This is a genomic window from Chitinophaga pollutisoli (assembly GCF_038396755.1).
GTDB classification, from domain to species: Bacteria; Bacteroidota; Bacteroidia; order Chitinophagales; family Chitinophagaceae; genus Chitinophaga; species Chitinophaga pollutisoli.
Window position 1 is genome coordinate 503900 of the sequence record NZ_CP149822.1, and the last position, 17130, is coordinate 521029.

Below are 17130 nucleotides of genomic sequence, written 5' to 3' on the forward strand. Positions count from 1 at the left end.
TGGGTGAAAACAAATGACTCTCCCAAATTTAAGGAATTGCTGCGTTCGGAGCGCACGGCGGAGGGTTTGGCGGAAAATTGGACGAAACGGCAATGAAAGCGCCGGCCAAGTGCCGGACGAGGCGGGTTAAAACTGGCTCCCTGAATAGACTTGAAGGGCTGTGGTTTGGGGAATGACTGGAAAAGTTACCGTTACCATGGCTCTGGCGAATAAGAGATTCTTTTACGGATAATTACTGGCCTGCGCTAAAATGTATAAGTATTCGACATATGGCCGGCACAGATACAAAAATGCCGGAAGTAAAACTTCCGGCATTCATAATAACTAAACGATAATCAGCTATTTAAACTAAACAGCGAATCCACGAATTCTTCTTTATCAAATACCTGCAGATCCTCCATTTTTTCACCGATGCCGATGTATTTCACGGGGATTTTGAACTGGTTGGCGATGGCGAGCACCACACCGCCCTTGGCGGTACCGTCGAGCTTGGTGATAGCTAGGGAAGTGACTTCCGTAGCGGCGGTGAACTGTTTCGCCTGTTCCAGCGCGTTCTGACCGGTGGAGCCGTCGAGGACGAGCAGCACTTCATGCGGGGCGTCGGGGATCACCTTGTTCATCACGCGTTTGATTTTGGAGAGCTCGTCCATGAGGTGGAGCTTGTTATGGAGACGGCCGGCGGTATCGATGATGATCACGTCGGACCCGCGGGAAACGCCGCTTTGGACAGTATCAAATGCCACAGCGGCGGGGTCGGAACCCATTTGCTGCTTTACGATTGGCACGCCAACGCGTTCGCTCCAGATGGTAAGCTGGTCAACCGCGGCGGCGCGGAAGGTATCTGCGGCGCCCAGGAGGACCGATTTGCCGGCTTTATTATAATTATAGGCGAGTTTACCGATAGTGGTGGTTTTACCCACGCCGTTCACGCCTACCACCATGATTACATAGGGCTTTTTGTTTTCTGGGGTGGAGAAATCCCGGAAACCGCTATCGGGCGCGTCCACGAGAATGGCTGCAATTTCCTCTTGCAGCATCTTGTTCAACTCACTGGTTCCCATGTATTTGTCCTTCGACACACGCGCTTCAATCCTCTCAATGATGCGGACGGTGGTATCAACCCCGACGTCAGCGGAAACGAGGGCTTCTTCGAGATTGTCGAGTACTTCTGCGTCTACGGTGGATTTGCCGGCGATGGCGCGGCCTATTTTGGAAAAGAAGCTCTCTTTCGTCTTCTGCAAGCCCTGGTCGAGGCTTTCCTTCTTTTCGCGGGAAAAGAGCTTATTGAAAAATCCCATAATGGTGATGGCTAGTGGTTAAAAAACTGGAGCGAAGATAAGTATTATAAACACAAAAAGCCGTCCGTCAAGTACGAACAGCTCCCGTGTAGTATGATGTGTAAAGCCGGATTACTTTTTGTTGAAGTACTCCTGCACAGTATCCTTGTGGATGATCTGCTCCTTAAAGGTGTACGCACCGGATTTCGGAGAGCGTTCAGCTTTGATCACTTTGGTCCACACTTTCGATTCTGCTGCAGCTTTAGCGTCTTTTACTTTCGAGTTCTTAGAAGCTTGTTTTGCCATCTTGTATAAATGTTAAACGTTAATTGTAAAGGTTGTCAATCGTCAAGCGCTAATCGAATAGACGTATACGATTAACAGCCAGGCAATTAAGTTGACCTTATTTGATTTCTTTGTGCACAGTCACCTTCCGGAGGATGGGATTGTACTTCTTCAGCTCCAGGCGCTCCGGAGTGTTTTTCTTGTTCTTGTTGGTGATGTAGCGGGAAGTCCCGGGCTGACCGGAGGTCTTATGCTCCGTGCACTCGAGGATTACCTGCACCCTGTTACCTTTCTTTGCCATTTTATGCTGGTTAAGTTGATACCGAATGAATTAAAACTAAACGTCTTTTCTACCTGCAGCGCGCATTTCTTTCACTACAGTGTAGAGACCACGCTTGTTAATGGTTCTCAGACCGTCTGCAGACACCTTCAGTGTAATCCAACGGTCTTCTTCCGCCAAAAAGAAACGCTTGGTTTGCAGATTGGGCAGAAACCTTCTCTTTGTCTTAATGTTCGAGAAAGATACGTGATGACCTGTAATAGGTTTTTTCCCAGTCACCTGACATACTCTAGCCATGTTCTAAAAATTTTGGACTGCAAAAGTCGCATTTATTTATGTAAATATCAAATTAAAGGTGGCGATTTTATTCACACCCGAAATTAACTGTCTAAAAAAGTGGACAATAGCAGCATCAGATCAGGACGCCCAGGCTCTTGATAACCGCGCCCAGCCTCACGGAATCCAGGATCCGCTGTTGGGAAGTGCCGTGCTTCAGCAGGGCCTCCTCGTGACTCGTCACGCACATCTGGCAGCCGTTCAGCGCACTCACCACCAGGCTCAACAGCTCGAAAAACTCCTTCCCGATCACCGGATTGGCCATAATGCTCATGCGGATACCGGCGGGAGCGGTCGTATAAAATTCCTTCTCCACGAAGTGGCGGAAACGGTAATACACATTATTGGCGTTCATGAGGGAAGTGCAGCTGATCACGTCGGCCACTTCCTTATCCGTAGCCCCGGCCGCCAGCGCCAGTTGCTCGAACCCGCCCTGCAATGCGGTCAATTTTTCGTTCACGGCCACGCTCAGGCCAATCAGGTACGCTTCCTTCTTTTCGAGGGTGGAAGCTTCCAGGGCGTTGGTCACGTTGATTTTCAGGTCTTTCAGGTAGCGCGCGTCCACGGCGGAGAGGGCGGCCAGCTTGGCGGGCATTTCGGCGGCGCCCAGGCCTACCGTTTGCATAATCTGCTGTGCGGTATCGCTTGTATTGGTTCCAAACATCGATTGTATGCTTTGAAATGGTAGAAAAATGGCCGGGCAAGCGCCTGCCGCCCGGCCACGAAATAAAGTCACGACATTACGCGGTGAGGGTAGCCTCGCCTTTCTGCCAGTTGCAGGGGCACAGCTCGTCGGTCTGCAGTGCGTCCAGTACGCGGAGCACTTCCTTCACATTGCGGCCTACGGAGAGGTCGTACACGGAAGTCCAGCGTACGATACCCTGGGGGTCTACCACGAAAGTGGCGCGGTAAGCGATCTTCTCGTTGGCTTCCAGAATGCCCAGCTCGTCGGCCAGGGATTTGGAAGTATCGGCCAGCATGGGGAATTTCAGGCCACGGAGGTCGTCGTGGTTGTTTCTCCAGGCGAGGTGAACGAATTCAGAGTCGGTGGAAGCGCCGATCAGGATGGCGTCGCGGTCGGCGAAATCCTGGTAGTGGCTGTTGAACTCGGCGATTTCGGTGGGGCATACGAAAGTGAAATCTTTCGGCCACCAAAACATCACCATCCATTTTCCGGAAGCTTTGATCTCTTCGGAAGAGATGTCATAGAACTCCTTGCCTTTCTCGATGGAAACTACTGCCTTCTTTGCGAACTCAGGGAATTGGGCCCCTACTGATAAAACTGCATTTTTCATAATAAGTACTATATTCTGTTTATTGATTTTCAAGCTGAGCTATCGGGTGATTGCCGCCGCAAAGTTCCTATGCAAAAAGGGATAAATCAAATAGATTTATCGTACTTAGATATTGTTTGTATCTATATCGTTTTGTTTTCCAATAGATGAACATAAGGTTAAATCCGCGCCCAGTAAGGACTCCCCGGAAATGGCGCATTTTACCTACGCGAAACGGATTTTTCCACTGCGGAACCATTTAACCTTTTGGCACGTATTTTAGTTATAAGTAGACAGGTAAAAATTGATTGGATATGAAACTCAGAAACATTTTACTCGCGATTGTAACGATTGGCCTTGCTTTGATTCCGTTTATCAAAAACGCCATCAACAAACAGGATGAATTTGATGCTACACAGGATTTATTCATCTAGTTTCGGCAAGTCATGACACCCCTTGGACCGATGCCCCCATCCCCAGGCACCTACATGACTGCAGCGGGCTCCATTGTACCGTGATCAACTCCCGCCCTGAACAACCCTCAGGGCCAAAGGGACCGTTTTGCCCCTCCCAGGCCACGCTCCCTACCCACTTTTTAGCGCCATACCCCAACGCTCAGCCGTAAATTATTCGGAAGAAGCGGAAGAAATCGATTTGCCCGTATCCATCCATCCTTTCCTTCTACTATTTCCTTTGACCATTTCCTTCCCTCATTTCCTCCGCCTTACCACCAATCACGCCGCGCACCTCCCCGGCCCCACCATCCGCCGCATATACATTGCACCCTCCCTTCCGCCTGCATTTTGATTATATTTGCCCCGCTTTCCCCCGAACCATGCCAGATATCCGCCAATACCTCCTCCCCGTTCTCTTCCACCTCCTGCTGCTCGCCGCCGGTAACGCCGCCGCGCAGGATACCGCCACCGTCCGGCAGTACATCGCCAGGGCCAGTTCCCTTTCAGCCAGCCAGCCCGATTCCGCCGATGCGTACTTCCGCAAAGCCGGCGCCATGGCCCAAAGGATCGGGTTTACCGACGGACTGCTAGATTACACCCGCCGCTACACCCTCTTCCTTTATAACAATCTCCGCTTCGAGGAAGCCCTGGCCGTTTCCGCCCTCCAGCTCGAAAAATCCCTGGAAATTAAAAACTTCGCCAAAGCCTCCGCCGCCCACAACAACATGGCGCTCCAATACCAGGCCACCGGCCGCCTGCGCCAGGCCGCCGACCACCTCATCAAAGCCCTCGGCATCGCCGAACAGATGGGCGACAGCGTCAATCTTCAGAAATATTATACCAACCTGGGGTCTATCATGATCGACCTCGGCAACTATACCAAAAGCTACCAGTATACCCGCAAAGGCCACGAAACCGCCCTGCTGCTGAAGGATTCCCTGGCCATAGGCCGCAGCCTCGTGAACCTCCTGGCCGCCGAAACCATCAGCAAAATGTACCCGGAGGCCATCCGGCACGCCCGCCTCACCCGCGATTACGGCCTGGCGCTGAACGACACCACCCTGCTGCTGTGCGCCTACATCAACCTGGGCAGCATTTACAACCGCATCGGCCACCCCGATTCCGCCATGGCCTGGAACCAGCTTGCCCTCCGCCACCTCAACCCCAGCCTGCCGCCGGATTACCGCATGTATGTGGACCATGTTTTCGCGGAAACCTATGTAGCACTGAAAAAACCAGCGCTGGCGGATCCGTATTTCCAGCGCAGCATCCAGGACGCCGAAAACATCTTCCCCCGCAGCGAACTGCGCGACCTCTACAAACTCGGCACTGAACTGAGAGAAATGCAGGGCCGCCACGCCGAAGCCATTGCATACTGGAAAAAATATACCCGCCTGAACGATTCCATGGTGAACCTCGCCACCCAGGCTTCCATCAACGAGCTGGAGATCCAATACGCCACTGCGCGCAAAGAACAGGCGCTCACCGAACAACGCCTTAAGCTCCAGCAGAAAGACTTCTGGATCTGGCTTTCCTGGGGTATAGTGGTGCTCCTCGTAGGCGCCGGCGCCGTGGCCTGGGCGCTCTTCCGCCAGCGCCAGAAAGCCGCCATCGACCGCAAACGCACCCAGCTGCTGCTCGCGCAGCTATCAGGCGAAGAAAAAGAGCGCGCCCGAACCGCGCAAGACCTCCACGACGGCGTGGGCAGCATCCTTTCCGCCGCCAAAATCCACATGCATTCCGTGAAAGGCAGCGACCCGGAAGCCTCCGCCCGCGTGGTTTCCCTCATCGAAGACGCCGCCCGCGAAGTGCGCAACATCTCCCACAGCCTCGATCCCGAAATCCTCCTGGAAGAAGGACTGGAGTACGCCCTCCGCGCCTTCCTCGCCAAAATCTCCCACCCCGGCCTCTCCATCAACCTCTACACCGTGGGCGACCTGCCCCGCCTAACCTCCGACCAGGAACTGCTGATTTACCGCATCATCCAGGAAGCGATGAACAACGTCATCCGCCACGCTGCCGCCACCGAAGCCATCGTACAACTCGGGTACGATGCCGGCATCCTGACGCTGACGGTAGAAGACAACGGCAAGGGTTTCGATCCCGCCACCGTGCCCGCCAAAGGCATTGGACTGGGCAATATGGTCACCCGCATCAACCTCCTGAAGGGCCATTACGAGATCAGCAGCCGTCCGGGCGAAGGCACGAGCATCTACGCCGAATTCGCCGGCCTTACCGCATAAAAAAACCCGCTCTCCACCGCACGAAGCGGGAAGAACGGGCTCATCATCAAAGGGACCTGTTGTTACAGGGATAAATGTATCCTTGCGTGGTCACGATCTTCAGGAACCTTGGCTGTTTTGGGGGCAATGGACGCCGTTTTCGGCTATATGGATCTGGGGTTATGGATGGCGATAGTTTTTGGGGAACGCACCGGATGAGGCCGGACTACCGGTTTCTCATGTCTTTCTGTATTCGAGCATCGCGCAATTGTTGCACTGCGCGGCGATTTCGGGTTCGAAGTCGATGGTCAGCTCGGGAACGAACACGTCTTCGGTCCGCCATTTCCGGAGCTGGAGGATATTGCCGCCATAGGTGGCTTTCACTTTATAGCGGCCCATGGGTACGTCTTTGATCTGCCAGCCGTCTTCCGCCTTGAGGGTGAGCGTTTGCCCGGCGGAGCCGTCGATCAGCGGACCAACGGGCGTGAAGGTCCAGGTGATGTCCGCTTCGTTGGGGACGCTTTCTCCGATGTAGTTGTCGAACGTCACGAGCCCTCCGAAGTACCCGGATAGCGGGGCTTCCTTCACTCCTTTCAGTTTCCAGGTGAAGTTGCGCACGGCACCTTCGCCGCCGAAGCCGTCGGAGTTGTCGGGTTCGAGGTAGATGTGGTATTTTTTGCCGTTGTAGACGGGATAATGCTCGGCGAAGGCGTACCAGGATCCTGTGCGGATTTTGATGCTGTAGGAGCCGTCGTCGCCCGTGCTGGTGCTCATATTGGAGTTGTAGAAGATGCTGTGGTCGATGAGAATTTTCACACCTTTTAACGGCGCGCCGGCGGAGTTGCGGACTTTTCCGGTGACGTATCCTTTTTTGGGGTCGCCGTTACTGTTTTCTCCGTCGTCCTTTTTACAGGAGGCGGCGGCGAGGCTAATGAAGAGAAGAGAAGCGATGATGTGTTGCATATGTTCCGATTAACGGCACAAAAGTATATCGCCTGATGATGCCGAAAAACGGGTGTAGTACGTGATTTCGGTGACTACGTAGTAGTACTGGGTGTTGTTTCGGCGGGAAGCTGTTTTTTTGCATAAATTTACTGTCACACTTTTCAACTGAGCACGCATGGATATCAGGATCGGCATCGCGGATGACCATTTGTTAATTATCAACGGGCTGGAAACGATGCTGCAATCGGCTCCGGGCCATCATTTAATTTTCAAAGCCCTGACCGGCACCGCTTTGCTGGAAGCGCTGGAGCAGGAGGAGCCCGACGTCCTGCTGCTGGATATCCAGTTACCCGACGCCAACGGGGTGGACCTCTGCAAGCAGATCTCCGAACAGTTCCCCGACGTTCGCGTGATCGCATTGACGAATCATGAGGAAACGATGTACGTCCGCAAGATGATGCGCAACGGTGCGCTGGGCTATCTCCTCAAAAGCACCGATCCCGAAAGCCTCCTGGAAGCCATCACCAAAGCCTACGAAGGCGAAGAATACCTCGACAAGCGCCTGGAAAAAGCGATGCTCTCCGAAATGATCATGGGCAAACGGCAATCGAGCCGGGAAGTGCAGCTCACCAAAAGGGAAATTGAGATCCTCACCCTGATCGCATCGGAACATACCAACCAGCAGATCGCGGATAAATTATTCATCAGCCTGCGAACGGTGGAATGTCACCGGCTGAATATTACACAGAAGCTAAATGTCAAGCACACGGCGGGGTTGGTAAAGGAAGCTTATTTGAGGGGGTTGGTGAAGTAGGCGGCGATATCGCTTTGATATAGCAGGCAGAATTATTTAGGCCCCTGGTGGACAGGACAAATAGTGCCGGTTAACTGTTTTACCACCCCATTCCATATGGTATCGCTAACTGAATTCCTCCGGATGACAGCAATTAATAGCTCTTTATGATCGTTTAGCCGGAGTAGACAGTCTTCCCGTTTCACGATAATGTCTCTTATCGCCACACGGACATCCGGTTTTTTTGCGATAAATGAGTTCCTGTTGACGAAAGTGAAAAGGATTGTTTCCTTAACCATCTCCAACTTCAACAATTCATAATAATTCCTTTTGAACATCCAGATTAACCCGCCACGTAAAACAACCGGACCAATTAGGTTGTCTAAGCCATAAGGTAGGGGGCGTAGAAAAGGGAGAAAGACCGTGATGAGAAATCCCGGCAGCAAAATGGCCCAGGATTGACTTTCCATTAGGACAAGCTTCAGTTTTACTTGCATTGCTCCTGCTCATTTTCTGGTATAGTGATAACGTCAATATAATACCAGCAATGACATAACCATTGCTGGCCGAGGTAAGATTAGAATGGCGGGAAACTGGCCGTCAGGTAGGAATATTAATCAAATCCATCAAACTCTTCACGCCAACCATTTTCGCGCTGGTATACCCTTCCGCGTAAGGCACGCCGATCATCTTACCGAGCATTTTCGCGCGATACATCACGCTGTCGAAGAATTCAGGGGAAGAGATGTAGGTCTGCGGCTCGTTGTCCTTTTCGGCCAGAAACTGGGTTTTGAAGCATTTGATAGCTTCGATCTTCTGTTCGATCACATCCGTGACATCCACTACGAAATCGGGCTGGATGAAACGGTCCTGGAGGAAGTGATACACCTGCGCGGGACGCCAGGCGTGTTGCGGTTGGCCGTCGTCGCCGAAGGTTTCGATCTTGCGGAGGCCGGACATCCAGGCGGCGTCTTTGATCAGCTGCGCGGCGCGGCCGTGGTCGGGATGGCGGTCGTCGATCGCGTTGGCCAGTACGATGGTAGGGCGGAATTTGCGGATGGCGCGGATCACGGCCAGCTGGTCGTCTTTCGTGTTTTGGAAAAAACCGTCGGCCAGGGAGAGGTTTTCCCGCACGTCGAGGCCCATGACCTTACAGGCGTTCTGTGCTTCGATAATGCGCCCTTCGGGCGTGCCCCGTGTGCCCAGCTCGCCGCGGGTAAGGTCTACGATGCCGGTCTTCAGGCCCTGACGGGCATGCACCATCAGGGTACCAGCGCAGGAAAGTTCCACATCATCGGGGTGCGCGGCGATTGCCAATATATCCAGTTTCATGATTCTCAGATTTTTGCCCGGCAAAGTTCGGGTATAAGAAGGGATGTACCAAATCCCAGGCGGGATCAGTTGAAGCGGCTGTACAACTGAATCTCCTGCACGATCAGCTCGATATCGCGGTCGTCCTGCGTATTGAACTCACTTTTGAGGTTGCCCCCAAAGAAGAATGCCACGGTCTGGTACATGCGGGCATTGAATCCCCCTTTCAGCTCCCGGATGATCTCGTAACAGTTTTCACCCGTTTCGCGGTGGATGAGTTTCATGAGCACTTTGCCCTGGTACACCGACAGGTTTTCGAGCTTATCCCCGAACTGGGCTTTCAGCTCCTTTTCCTTGCTGGCCAGGTACTCTTTGCGTTGCTTTTTAGACTTGCACAGCGCCAGGTCGCGGCTCACGTCTTTCAGCACCCTGCTGGCGGAAACGGCGTAGGGATAGGTCACATATACGGCGTTGCGCAACCGGGTCCACCGTTCGCGCTCCTTGCGGAGGCGCTTCGGCAACTTGTCATATACATCAAAAATGGAAAGGGTAATCGAGGGGACGGTATCCGTTCCAACAACAATGGCGCGAACAGCGATGGAATCTCCCGCGGTCCGTTGCTGGGAAAGGGACCGGCCTGTAAGGCACAGGATGAAAAGCATGCAGATTACCGCTGAACGAAGCACTGGAACGTATTATTTTATAGATATCTTCTTCCCAAATTACGCATTTTTTCAATTTCCGTATACATCGTTCCACCAGCGGTTGATGGCGGACTCCACGGCGGGGACGTCGCGGGAGGTAATACTGGAGCCAATCACATGGCTGCCGGCTTCCGGAATGGGCACAGCGCGCTTCTTCCCGGGGGCGTAGCCAGTTTTTCATGCATTTCGAGGATGGCGGACACCTTAACCGTGGAATCCTGGTGCACGGGGTCTTTGTAGTAATACAGGTTGAGGACGGGCTGATGTATCTTTTCGAACAATTCGGGCCGCATGGCGTAATCCACCAGGTTTTCCAGCTCCACCACCGCCTCCAGGCGGTATTTTGTATACCAGTACTTCGCCTTTTCCGGGTTTTGCGGTTTGGATTCGTTGTATTTGCCGCCCCTCACCGCCCGGGCTACCATCAGGCCCCAGGGCTCATCCAGCATTTTAACCCCGGGCGCGTTGATGGCGATATTGGGCGATAAATTGATGACCGCTTCCACTTCCGCGGGGTATTCTGCCGCGAGCATCAGCGCCAGCGTGCCGCCGGTGCTCGTTCCCATTACGATCACCTTCTCCCCTAGCTGCCTGCCGATGGCGAGTGCCTCCCGGGCGTCTTTCCATAACCCTTGCGCCGTCATATCCAGCAGCGGCTCAGGGGTATTTAGGCCGTGGCCGTCTAGCCGCGCGAGGAACAGGTTGAACCCGTGTTTTTGCGCAAAATCCGTATGGACGGGGAACCCCTCCCGCTCACTGGCCGAAAATCCATGCAGGTACACCACACTGAAAGGCGTCTTGCGCATGGAATCCCCCGCCCAAAGGATCCGCGCCCTGTTGCCGGGGCGCGTCGGGAAACCCGCTTCCTTAGCGTCCACGAAAGCTTCCACCTGCGCCAACCCCTGTGGCACTGCCGGCAGTGGAGCATGCAGGTCGGGCGGAGCGGGCTTCGGGCCAAGGAGATAAATCACGGCCAGCAAAGCCGTGACAATGAGGAGCATGCGGAATATCCTGCGCATAGGCGGTAAGGGTTTATGGTGCTAAGATAAAAAATTGCCCGGTTCGGAAACAACCACAGGAACTTCCTGATACAGAGAAACCGCCCGGATCACCCCGGAACGGTTCCTCATCCTTTAAGAATGGCTGATTAATTTATATTTTGACAATCCTCGCCACCCAGCCACCGCCCGGTTGCAATATTACGGGCACCTGGCTGCTGCTGTCGATCTCCAGCACGGATGTCCTGAAATCCTCTGCATTTCTGTCAGCGTTTATCCCATCCTGCCAGACCTGCATTTTATATTTCCCCGCCGGCAGGAAGGATGCATCCAGCGTCAGCTCCCGGCCTTTCGAATTGGTCATGGCGCCGGCGTACCAGCTGCCGTCCGACGCTTTCCGGACCATGAGGATATGACTGCCGATGGCTGCCTGCTGCACGATCGTTGTATCCCAAACTGCCGGTACCGCTGCGAGGAATTCCATGCAGGCGGGCTCGCGGTAATAGTGCGTTGGGTTATCGGCGAGCATTTGCAGGGGGCTTTCATAAATAACATACATGGCAAGTTGGTGGCAGCGCGTACCGATGCTCATTGGTTTGTTCCAATGCGGGGCCCAATGCTCCTTTTGCGCATTGCGCATGGCGCCTGGCGTGTAATCCGCAGGGCCTGCCGCCATGCGAATAAAAGGGAAGGTAACGTTGTGGTCCGGATCGATGGATTTACTTCTGTCTCCTTTGCTTTGCTCCAGGCCGTAAACCCCTTCGAAGGTAATCACGTTGGGATAAGTGCGCTGCAGGCCGGCAGGCTTGTGCGCGCCGTGGAAATCCACCAGCATCCGGTGCGCCGCCGCCGCTTTGGCTACCTCTTCATAATAATTCACCATCACCTGGTCGTCGCGCTGCATGAAATCTACCTTGATGGCCTTTACGCCCCATTTCGAAAATTGCGCCATGGCGGCCTGCAACTGTTCCGGCCGGGCAATCGCTTCCCAGTTTACCCAAAGCACAAGCCCCACATTTTTCTCCGCCGCATAACGCGCCAGTTCGTCCATATCCACCTCCGGATTAATGCGTTCCAGCTGACGTGTATTGCTCCAGCCTTCATCCAGGACGGCATATTCCAGCCCGTATTTCGCGGCAAAATCGATATAGTATTTGTACGTCGCGGTGTTAATGCCGGCGCGGAAATCCACGCCCGAAATATTGTTATCATTCCACCAGTCCCAAATCGCCTTTCCGGGCTTTACCCAGCTGAAATCCCCGGCAGACGGGGCCGCCAGCTGGTATACAAGTTCATTGACCAGCAACGATTTTTCATCTTCCGCGATCATGAGGATGCGCCAGGGCAAATTCGCCGGGCCGTTCTTCCTGGCAATATACCCGGCTCTTTCCCTTACCACCTCAAACCTGTCGCCAAGCAATTCGGTTTTAACGGGATAACGGGGAAAGACGCCCCTGATCCTACCCGTTGCACTGTCGCCTTTCAACCACATGCCGGCATAATCCTGCAACCCGGATTCGGTGACCAACACATGCATGCCGCTGACGGTAAACAGTGCGGGCAGGCTGGCCAGGGAATTTTGCCGGGCAATGCTGTCAACTTTCATTTTCAAGTACAGCCTTTCGTTGTGGGAAAAGAAATCGTCTTCCCGAGGGTACCAGGCCCGGTCTTCCGGCCCGAAAGCGAAATCCGCCATTTCTTCCAGCACATCATACGCCCCTTTTCCTTCGCTGACCCAGCGCCAGGCCACACCGTTATCATAGGCGCGCCATTGCAAAGCGAGCTTATTCCGGAAGCGGATCTCCAACTGCGCGTAGTGGTCGCGGATCATGGCATTCTTCTGCCGCACAACCGGGTACAACAACACGTTAGCGGACGATTCACGCGTGCCGGCGACCTTCAAGGTGCCGCCTGAAACGGACGTCTTCAGACCGATGGCGGCAGGATGCAATATTGTATGACCGTTATGCTTTACGGAATATCGTATACTGTCTTTCACCGAAACATGCACCACCGTTTTACGGTCGGGAGAAAACAGTTGGTAATCCTGCGCGCCCGCCGTGAAGGCGGCCAACATCAACAGGCCGGTCAGCCAGCCTCTTTTATCGTTCATATACTTCATAATTTTTTCTTTCTTCCTGCTCAAACACTATTCCGCAACCAGCTGCCATTTCTGGTTTTGTTTGCCTGCCCAGGCCTGCTGCACCAGGGCTGCCCCGCCTTGGCTGCCGCTGATCTCCCAGCAGAGGCCGGTTTGCTTGTTGACGAGCTGCCAGGTATTATCTGCGTTCTTTACCGGTTTCCACAACTGGATGTCGAGGTTTTTGCGGGAAAACTGCGTGATGCCGCCACCTGCATGTGCCGGGGCTTCCGCCACTTTGCCGCTGTGCCCCGTGTGGATGCGGTACCAGCCCTCCCCGACATGGATAAATTGCCAGAACTGGTTGGCGTTACGCTCGAAATTCCATTGGATGAGCTTTACATCGTCGTCCACCTTCGCGCTGGGAACATCCACCGCCAGCTGGCTGAACGCGCTGATGATGCTGTACACGCCGTCGGCAATGGGCCCGCCCGGAACCGGCGTGTATGGGGGCAAAGTGATGGCGGGGCCGTCCAGCGCGGGATTGGCGGCGTACAGATCCCACAGTTCATCAACGCTCCTGCCGGTACGCGTCCACCAGAATTTGGGTGTGTAAGTTCCTGCGCGGCAGGCTTTATCCGCATCCAGCACGATACCTTTTTCAACCCTGTCGTCGAGCCACACCAGGAAGCGCGATGCTGGGGTGTAGCCGCTGGCAAGGCTATGGCTTTGGCTATACGGGCCGATGTTCCAGGTCGTCTCTACATTCGGCAGCCCTGTTTTGTGCCGTAAAAAATCGGGAATGCCTTCCTGGAGGAATAGCGCGCTTTTCTTGTAATCCTGCACGATATGGGTGCCTTCGTGCGTGATCACGTCGATATGTTCCGGTTTTTCCATGAACCAGGCGGCGTTGATGAAGATTTCTCCGTTGATAGCATGCGCAATGCCGTCCATCTCCGGATCCAGCGTTACTACCAGCTGCTTCTGTGCGTTGGGGTTCAGGAATTCGACCATGATGGGATACACTTTGAAGAAATGATCGACCATCGCCGTTTTGCGCGCGTCCGTGAGGTGCAGGCTTTTATTGATGAGTTTGAAGCTGAAGGGCGATCCCTGGCGGGTGAAGATTTCCGTGGACGGCTCCCAGGGCTTGGCCGGACCGGGCGTTTCCGTCCGTTCACCAGGTTGCGCCGCGGCGCCACTTTTGGAACAGGCGCCCGTAGCCGCCATCAACCCGAAGATAACCAGCAGGCAATAGGTTCTTATCATGGTAATAGTTTTAAAATGGGGCTGACCGTTTTTTGGTCAACCCCGGGTGTGTTTCGGTTAGAAACCGGTCATTTCCGCGCAATGAGTAAATATCACCCCGCCCCAGATATGCTGGGTTTCGGCAATAACTATCCTGAAATACCGGCAGGATACAGGCTCAGGGAAAAACAGGAATTTCCGGTCGTCGGTATTGGGCAGTTCAAAAGGCGCTCCGTTGTTAACGGCTGTCCAGGTGGTGCCGTCGGCGCTTACTTCCACCTTCACTCCTTTGAAATTTCCACCGGCTCCTACCCTGCCCTGGCGGGGCACCAGGGATATGCCGCTCAATGTTCTCGATGTTTTCATGTCAACCGCCAGGATGTGCGGCGGCACGGCGTAGCCGCCATTCCACTGGCTATGCCAGAAAGTTTGGTTCTTACCGTCGAACATCGCGATGGCTTTACCGTTGTCGGGCTCGGAAGAATTGCCTTCGGCCGGCTCTTCCGAAGTTAAGCTCAGCATTTGCCAACCGGTGGGATTGAAAAGGACCGGTTTAGGTTTAATGATCAGGTAGGCGGTCCGCAGCGGTTCGTTCACCTTCACGCCGCCGTTTACGGCTGCGATGCTTACTGGCAGCAGGTATTCCTTATCCATCCGCAGTTTCCCGAATGCGCGGATCACCAGCGGGCTACCCGCCGAAGTGGTTTTCCCGGTGTGGATTACCAGTTTGTTGTCTTTACCTTCCAGCGTGTATGCGGATTCAGGCAGCGGGAGGTATTGGGTTTTGCGGGCGTTGTTGAAGCTATCGACCAGGTGAAGGGCCGCCGACAGGGTGATTTCCAGGTTGCCATCGGGCGTACCTACCCCACCGAAGCCGGCACTGAGCAGGATCGTATCCGGTGCTTCGGTGACTTCCAGCTGGTACGATTGAATTTTGGAAGCCTGCACCAGGTAAACGTTGGTGTATTCCGGGTCTCCCATGCCAGGGATATCCCATTCCTTTTTACACCCCACGGCGGGCAGGAGCGACGAAAGCAGGCATATATAGATCAGTCTTTTCATTTTGCTTCTTTTAACATGAAGGGATTACCACCCGGTGTTTTGCACCAGCGCTTTGTTGATATTGATTTCGTTTTGCGGGATGGGGAAGAGATAGTGCCTTTTGGCGAAAGTGCGTGTCTCGAAGGTTACGACTTTCAGGAAGTCTGCACCATTTCCGACGATATTAAGCCCCTTGAATTCTCCGTTATCGGTCGTCTCTGCGATTTTCCAGCGGCGCGTATCGAAATAGCGCACGTTTTCGAATGCCAGCTCCACCCTGCGCTCCTGCCTGATGGCGGCTTTCAGGTCGGCAGGCACCGGTATCTGGCCCGGATTTGCGCCGTACTGCGGGATACCAGCCCTTTCGCGGATCAGGTTGAGGTATTTGATGACATCCGCATGCCCGGGCTCAGACTCCTGCAGTGCTTCGGCGTAGTTGAGGTACACCTGTGCCAGGCGCAGCAGTACGCAGGATCGGTTGCTGGTTTGCCAGGGGCCGGTGATCATGTTCTTACGGACGATATAACCGGTGGGGCTAAAGTCGGAAGCGGAGGCGTTGCGCCCGGAGTTGCCAGAAGCCTGAGTGCCAGTGATAATCTGGCCGCCGTTGGTATTGAGCCAGCGGCTTCCGTCATAAGTAATATTCACGTAGAAGCGGGGCTCACGGTTCACCCATTGGTTATAAGTGCTTCTTGCGGCTACATCTCCCGGCGCGGTGAAGTTCGAGTAACCGGACAACTGGTACCCGCTGGCGGGGTCAGCAATCGGAAGGCCATTGTTCATGAAAAATGCATCTACCATTTGCTGGGTGGCGCCTAAAGCACCACCGCCGGTGGATTCGTTAATATTGCCGATGTGCAACGGCGTGCGCTCAAATTGCATCATACTGATATCCGCCGCTGGCCGCGCGAAAATCCATTCCTGGTTGGCGTTGGAACTGGCGCCCCATTCCGTTAGCACCACATTGCGGCACGACAGGTAAGGATCAGGCAAACCGTTGGTGGTTTCGCGGTAGAGGTTATAAGTTGCGGGAACGAATTCATTGATGAAATTCCTGGCGGCCGTTGCTGCGAGGGCCCACTTGGCGGGATCGTAGGTTTGGCTGATCAGATTCACGCCGTTTTTGCTTTTCAGCGCCGCGTAGTCTGCATTGCCATTAAAAAGCGGGCTGGCGTTGAGCATCAGCGCTTCAATTTTAAATGCCAATGCAATGCCGCGGGTAATACGTCCGTAATTGCCTTCGGTAGAGGGTTTCGACGGCAGGTCGTTGGCCGCCGCATCCAGTTCATCGGAAATATATTTCACGCATTCATCCATCGTATTACGCGGCAGCTGGAGCTGGTCGTTAGGCGCGTCCAGCGGAATGGGCGAATCGCCGAGCAGTACCACCGGCCCGTAGGTACGGATCAGGTAGAAGTAATACATCGCCCGGAGCGCCCTTGCTTCGGCACGGTATTGCGCAATCAGCTGCGGGCCCAGCTCCTGGCACTTCTCCACGTTGGCCATAAAGAAGCTGGCATTGCGGATGGCCTGGTAATAGTTTCGCCAATATGTGCGCACGAACCCGTCCGTTGCGCCCCAGGCCCCCAGGTTGAGATTGTTGCTGGTAACGAAGGAGTAATTGTAATCGGCCTCGTCAGACGCGCCGGTCCAGGGACCGGAGTTCCGCGTAGTCACGAAGCGCTGCGCCGCTTCGTCGGGTATGGCGCTGTAAACGTTGTTCAGGAAATTTTCCGTAGTATTCCGGAACTTGAAGATGTCTTCCACCGTAAGCCGGTCGTCGGGCACCTGGTCCAGGAAGCCTTTCTGACAACCGCCTAACATCGCGCTGCAACTGAATGCGGTGGCAAATATCAATATATATCGTTTCATGATGCTTGT

The 17130-nt window shown here is 54.2% G+C and carries 17 protein-coding genes; 2 read left to right on the plus strand and 15 right to left on the minus strand.

The window, feature by feature from the left end:
* Positions 1-335: 335 nt before the first annotated feature.
* The 6 genes from ftsY to WJU16_RS02100 form a co-directional block, all read right to left on the minus strand.
* The gene (gene ftsY, locus WJU16_RS02075; protein WP_341836670.1) at positions 336-1298 is read right to left on the minus strand and encodes a signal recognition particle-docking protein FtsY; all 963 of its coding nucleotides are present in this window, start codon (positions 1296-1298) and stop codon (positions 336-338) included.
* Positions 1299-1409: 111 nt separating this feature from the next.
* On the minus strand, positions 1410-1583 hold the full coding sequence (locus WJU16_RS02080; RefSeq protein WP_298717560.1) for a DUF4295 family protein: 174 nt from the start codon (positions 1581-1583) through the stop codon (positions 1410-1412).
* 97 nt (positions 1584-1680) lie between these two features.
* Positions 1681-1863 (minus strand): 50S ribosomal protein L33, encoded by a 183-nt coding sequence (rpmG, locus tag WJU16_RS02085; protein WP_149837928.1) that lies wholly within the window; start codon positions 1861-1863, stop codon positions 1681-1683.
* Between the two features lie 36 nt (positions 1864-1899).
* Complete coding sequence (gene rpmB, locus WJU16_RS02090; protein ID WP_126249338.1) at positions 1900-2139, minus strand: 50S ribosomal protein L28; 240 nt, start codon at positions 2137-2139, stop codon at positions 1900-1902.
* A 115-nt stretch (positions 2140-2254) separates the two neighbouring features.
* On the minus strand, positions 2255-2842 hold the full coding sequence (locus WJU16_RS02095) for a carboxymuconolactone decarboxylase family protein (RefSeq protein WP_341836671.1): 588 nt from the start codon (positions 2840-2842) through the stop codon (positions 2255-2257).
* Positions 2843-2918: 76 nt separating this feature from the next.
* On the minus strand, positions 2919-3473 hold the full coding sequence (locus WJU16_RS02100) for a peroxiredoxin (protein ID WP_298717582.1): 555 nt from the start codon (positions 3471-3473) through the stop codon (positions 2919-2921).
* 814 nt (positions 3474-4287) lie between these two features.
* On the opposite strand from WJU16_RS02100, the gene WJU16_RS02105 reads away from it, so the two are divergent.
* Positions 4288-6150 (plus strand): ATP-binding protein, encoded by a 1863-nt coding sequence (locus tag WJU16_RS02105; RefSeq protein ID WP_341836672.1) that lies wholly within the window; start codon positions 4288-4290, stop codon positions 6148-6150.
* A gap of 216 nt (positions 6151-6366) precedes the next feature.
* On the opposite strand, the gene WJU16_RS02110 is transcribed toward WJU16_RS02105, so the two are convergent.
* On the minus strand, positions 6367-7092 hold the full coding sequence (locus WJU16_RS02110; RefSeq protein ID WP_341836673.1) for a carboxypeptidase-like regulatory domain-containing protein: 726 nt from the start codon (positions 7090-7092) through the stop codon (positions 6367-6369).
* 157 nt (positions 7093-7249) lie between these two features.
* Between WJU16_RS02110 and WJU16_RS02115 the strand changes: the two genes are divergently transcribed.
* Positions 7250-7888, plus strand: a complete 639-nt coding sequence (locus WJU16_RS02115; RefSeq protein ID WP_341836674.1) for a response regulator transcription factor — start codon at positions 7250-7252, stop codon at positions 7886-7888.
* A 32-nt stretch (positions 7889-7920) separates the two neighbouring features.
* Here the strand turns inward: WJU16_RS02115 and WJU16_RS02120 are convergent, their stop codons facing one another.
* The 8 genes from WJU16_RS02120 to WJU16_RS02155 all read right to left on the minus strand — a co-directional run bounded on the left by WJU16_RS02120 (position 7921) and on the right by WJU16_RS02155 (position 17121).
* Positions 7921-8364 carry a hypothetical protein gene (locus WJU16_RS02120; protein ID WP_341836675.1) on the minus strand — a complete coding sequence of 148 codons (444 nt, stop codon included), beginning with the start codon at positions 8362-8364 and terminating at the stop codon, positions 7921-7923.
* Between the two features lie 103 nt (positions 8365-8467).
* Entirely contained in the window at positions 8468-9199 is a 732-nt protein-coding gene (gene bshB1, locus WJU16_RS02125; protein WP_341836676.1) for a bacillithiol biosynthesis deacetylase BshB1, read from the minus strand.
* A 65-nt stretch (positions 9200-9264) separates the two neighbouring features.
* The gene (locus WJU16_RS02130) at positions 9265-9840 is read right to left on the minus strand and encodes a DUF4294 domain-containing protein (RefSeq protein WP_341836677.1); all 576 of its coding nucleotides are present in this window, start codon (positions 9838-9840) and stop codon (positions 9265-9267) included.
* A 155-nt stretch (positions 9841-9995) separates the two neighbouring features.
* A complete protein-coding gene (locus WJU16_RS02135) occupies positions 9996-10901 on the minus strand; it encodes an alpha/beta fold hydrolase (RefSeq protein ID WP_341836678.1) in 906 nt (301 codons plus the stop codon).
* A 133-nt stretch (positions 10902-11034) separates the two neighbouring features.
* Positions 11035-12993 carry a glycoside hydrolase family 97 protein gene (locus tag WJU16_RS02140; protein ID WP_341836679.1) on the minus strand — a complete coding sequence of 653 codons (1959 nt, stop codon included), beginning with the start codon at positions 12991-12993 and terminating at the stop codon, positions 11035-11037.
* 36 nt (positions 12994-13029) lie between these two features.
* Entirely contained in the window at positions 13030-14229 is a 1200-nt protein-coding gene (locus WJU16_RS02145; RefSeq protein WP_341836680.1) for an RICIN domain-containing protein, read from the minus strand.
* A gap of 57 nt (positions 14230-14286) precedes the next feature.
* Positions 14287-15270, minus strand: a complete 984-nt coding sequence (locus WJU16_RS02150; RefSeq protein ID WP_341836681.1) for a discoidin domain-containing protein — start codon at positions 15268-15270, stop codon at positions 14287-14289.
* A gap of 24 nt (positions 15271-15294) precedes the next feature.
* Positions 15295-17121, minus strand: coding sequence for a RagB/SusD family nutrient uptake outer membrane protein (locus WJU16_RS02155; protein ID WP_341836682.1), 1827 nt, complete (start codon positions 17119-17121; stop codon positions 15295-15297).
* Between the last annotated feature and the right edge of the window lie 9 nt (positions 17122-17130).

Coding starts and splice junctions, on each gene's coding strand:
- ftsY (WP_341836670.1), bottom strand. CDS start 1,298: ATGGGATTTTTCAATAAGCTCTTTTCCCGCGAAAAGAAGGAAAGCCTC.
- WJU16_RS02080 (WP_298717560.1), bottom strand. CDS start 1,583: ATGGCAAAACAAGCTTCTAAGAACTCGAAAGTAAAAGACGCTAAAGCT.
- rpmG (WP_149837928.1), bottom strand. CDS start 1,863: ATGGCAAAGAAAGGTAACAGGGTGCAGGTAATCCTCGAGTGCACGGAG.
- rpmB (WP_126249338.1), bottom strand. CDS start 2,139: ATGGCTAGAGTATGTCAGGTGACTGGGAAAAAACCTATTACAGGTCAT.
- WJU16_RS02095 (WP_341836671.1), bottom strand. CDS start 2,842: ATGTTTGGAACCAATACAAGCGATACCGCACAGCAGATTATGCAAACG.
- WJU16_RS02100 (WP_298717582.1), bottom strand. CDS start 3,473: ATGAAAAATGCAGTTTTATCAGTAGGGGCCCAATTCCCTGAGTTCGCA.
- WJU16_RS02105 (WP_341836672.1), top strand. CDS start 4,288: ATGCCAGATATCCGCCAATACCTCCTCCCCGTTCTCTTCCACCTCCTG.
- WJU16_RS02110 (WP_341836673.1), bottom strand. CDS start 7,092: ATGCAACACATCATCGCTTCTCTTCTCTTCATTAGCCTCGCCGCCGCC.
- WJU16_RS02115 (WP_341836674.1), top strand. CDS start 7,250: ATGGATATCAGGATCGGCATCGCGGATGACCATTTGTTAATTATCAAC.
- WJU16_RS02120 (WP_341836675.1), bottom strand. CDS start 8,364: ATGCAAGTAAAACTGAAGCTTGTCCTAATGGAAAGTCAATCCTGGGCC.
- bshB1 (WP_341836676.1), bottom strand. CDS start 9,199: ATGAAACTGGATATATTGGCAATCGCCGCGCACCCCGATGATGTGGAA.
- WJU16_RS02130 (WP_341836677.1), bottom strand. CDS start 9,840: ATGCTTTTCATCCTGTGCCTTACAGGCCGGTCCCTTTCCCAGCAACGG.
- WJU16_RS02135 (WP_341836678.1), bottom strand. CDS start 10,901: ATGCGCAGGATATTCCGCATGCTCCTCATTGTCACGGCTTTGCTGGCC.
- WJU16_RS02140 (WP_341836679.1), bottom strand. CDS start 12,993: ATGAACGATAAAAGAGGCTGGCTGACCGGCCTGTTGATGTTGGCCGCC.
- WJU16_RS02145 (WP_341836680.1), bottom strand. CDS start 14,229: ATGATAAGAACCTATTGCCTGCTGGTTATCTTCGGGTTGATGGCGGCT.
- WJU16_RS02150 (WP_341836681.1), bottom strand. CDS start 15,270: ATGAAAAGACTGATCTATATATGCCTGCTTTCGTCGCTCCTGCCCGCC.
- WJU16_RS02155 (WP_341836682.1), bottom strand. CDS start 17,121: ATGAAACGATATATATTGATATTTGCCACCGCATTCAGTTGCAGCGCG.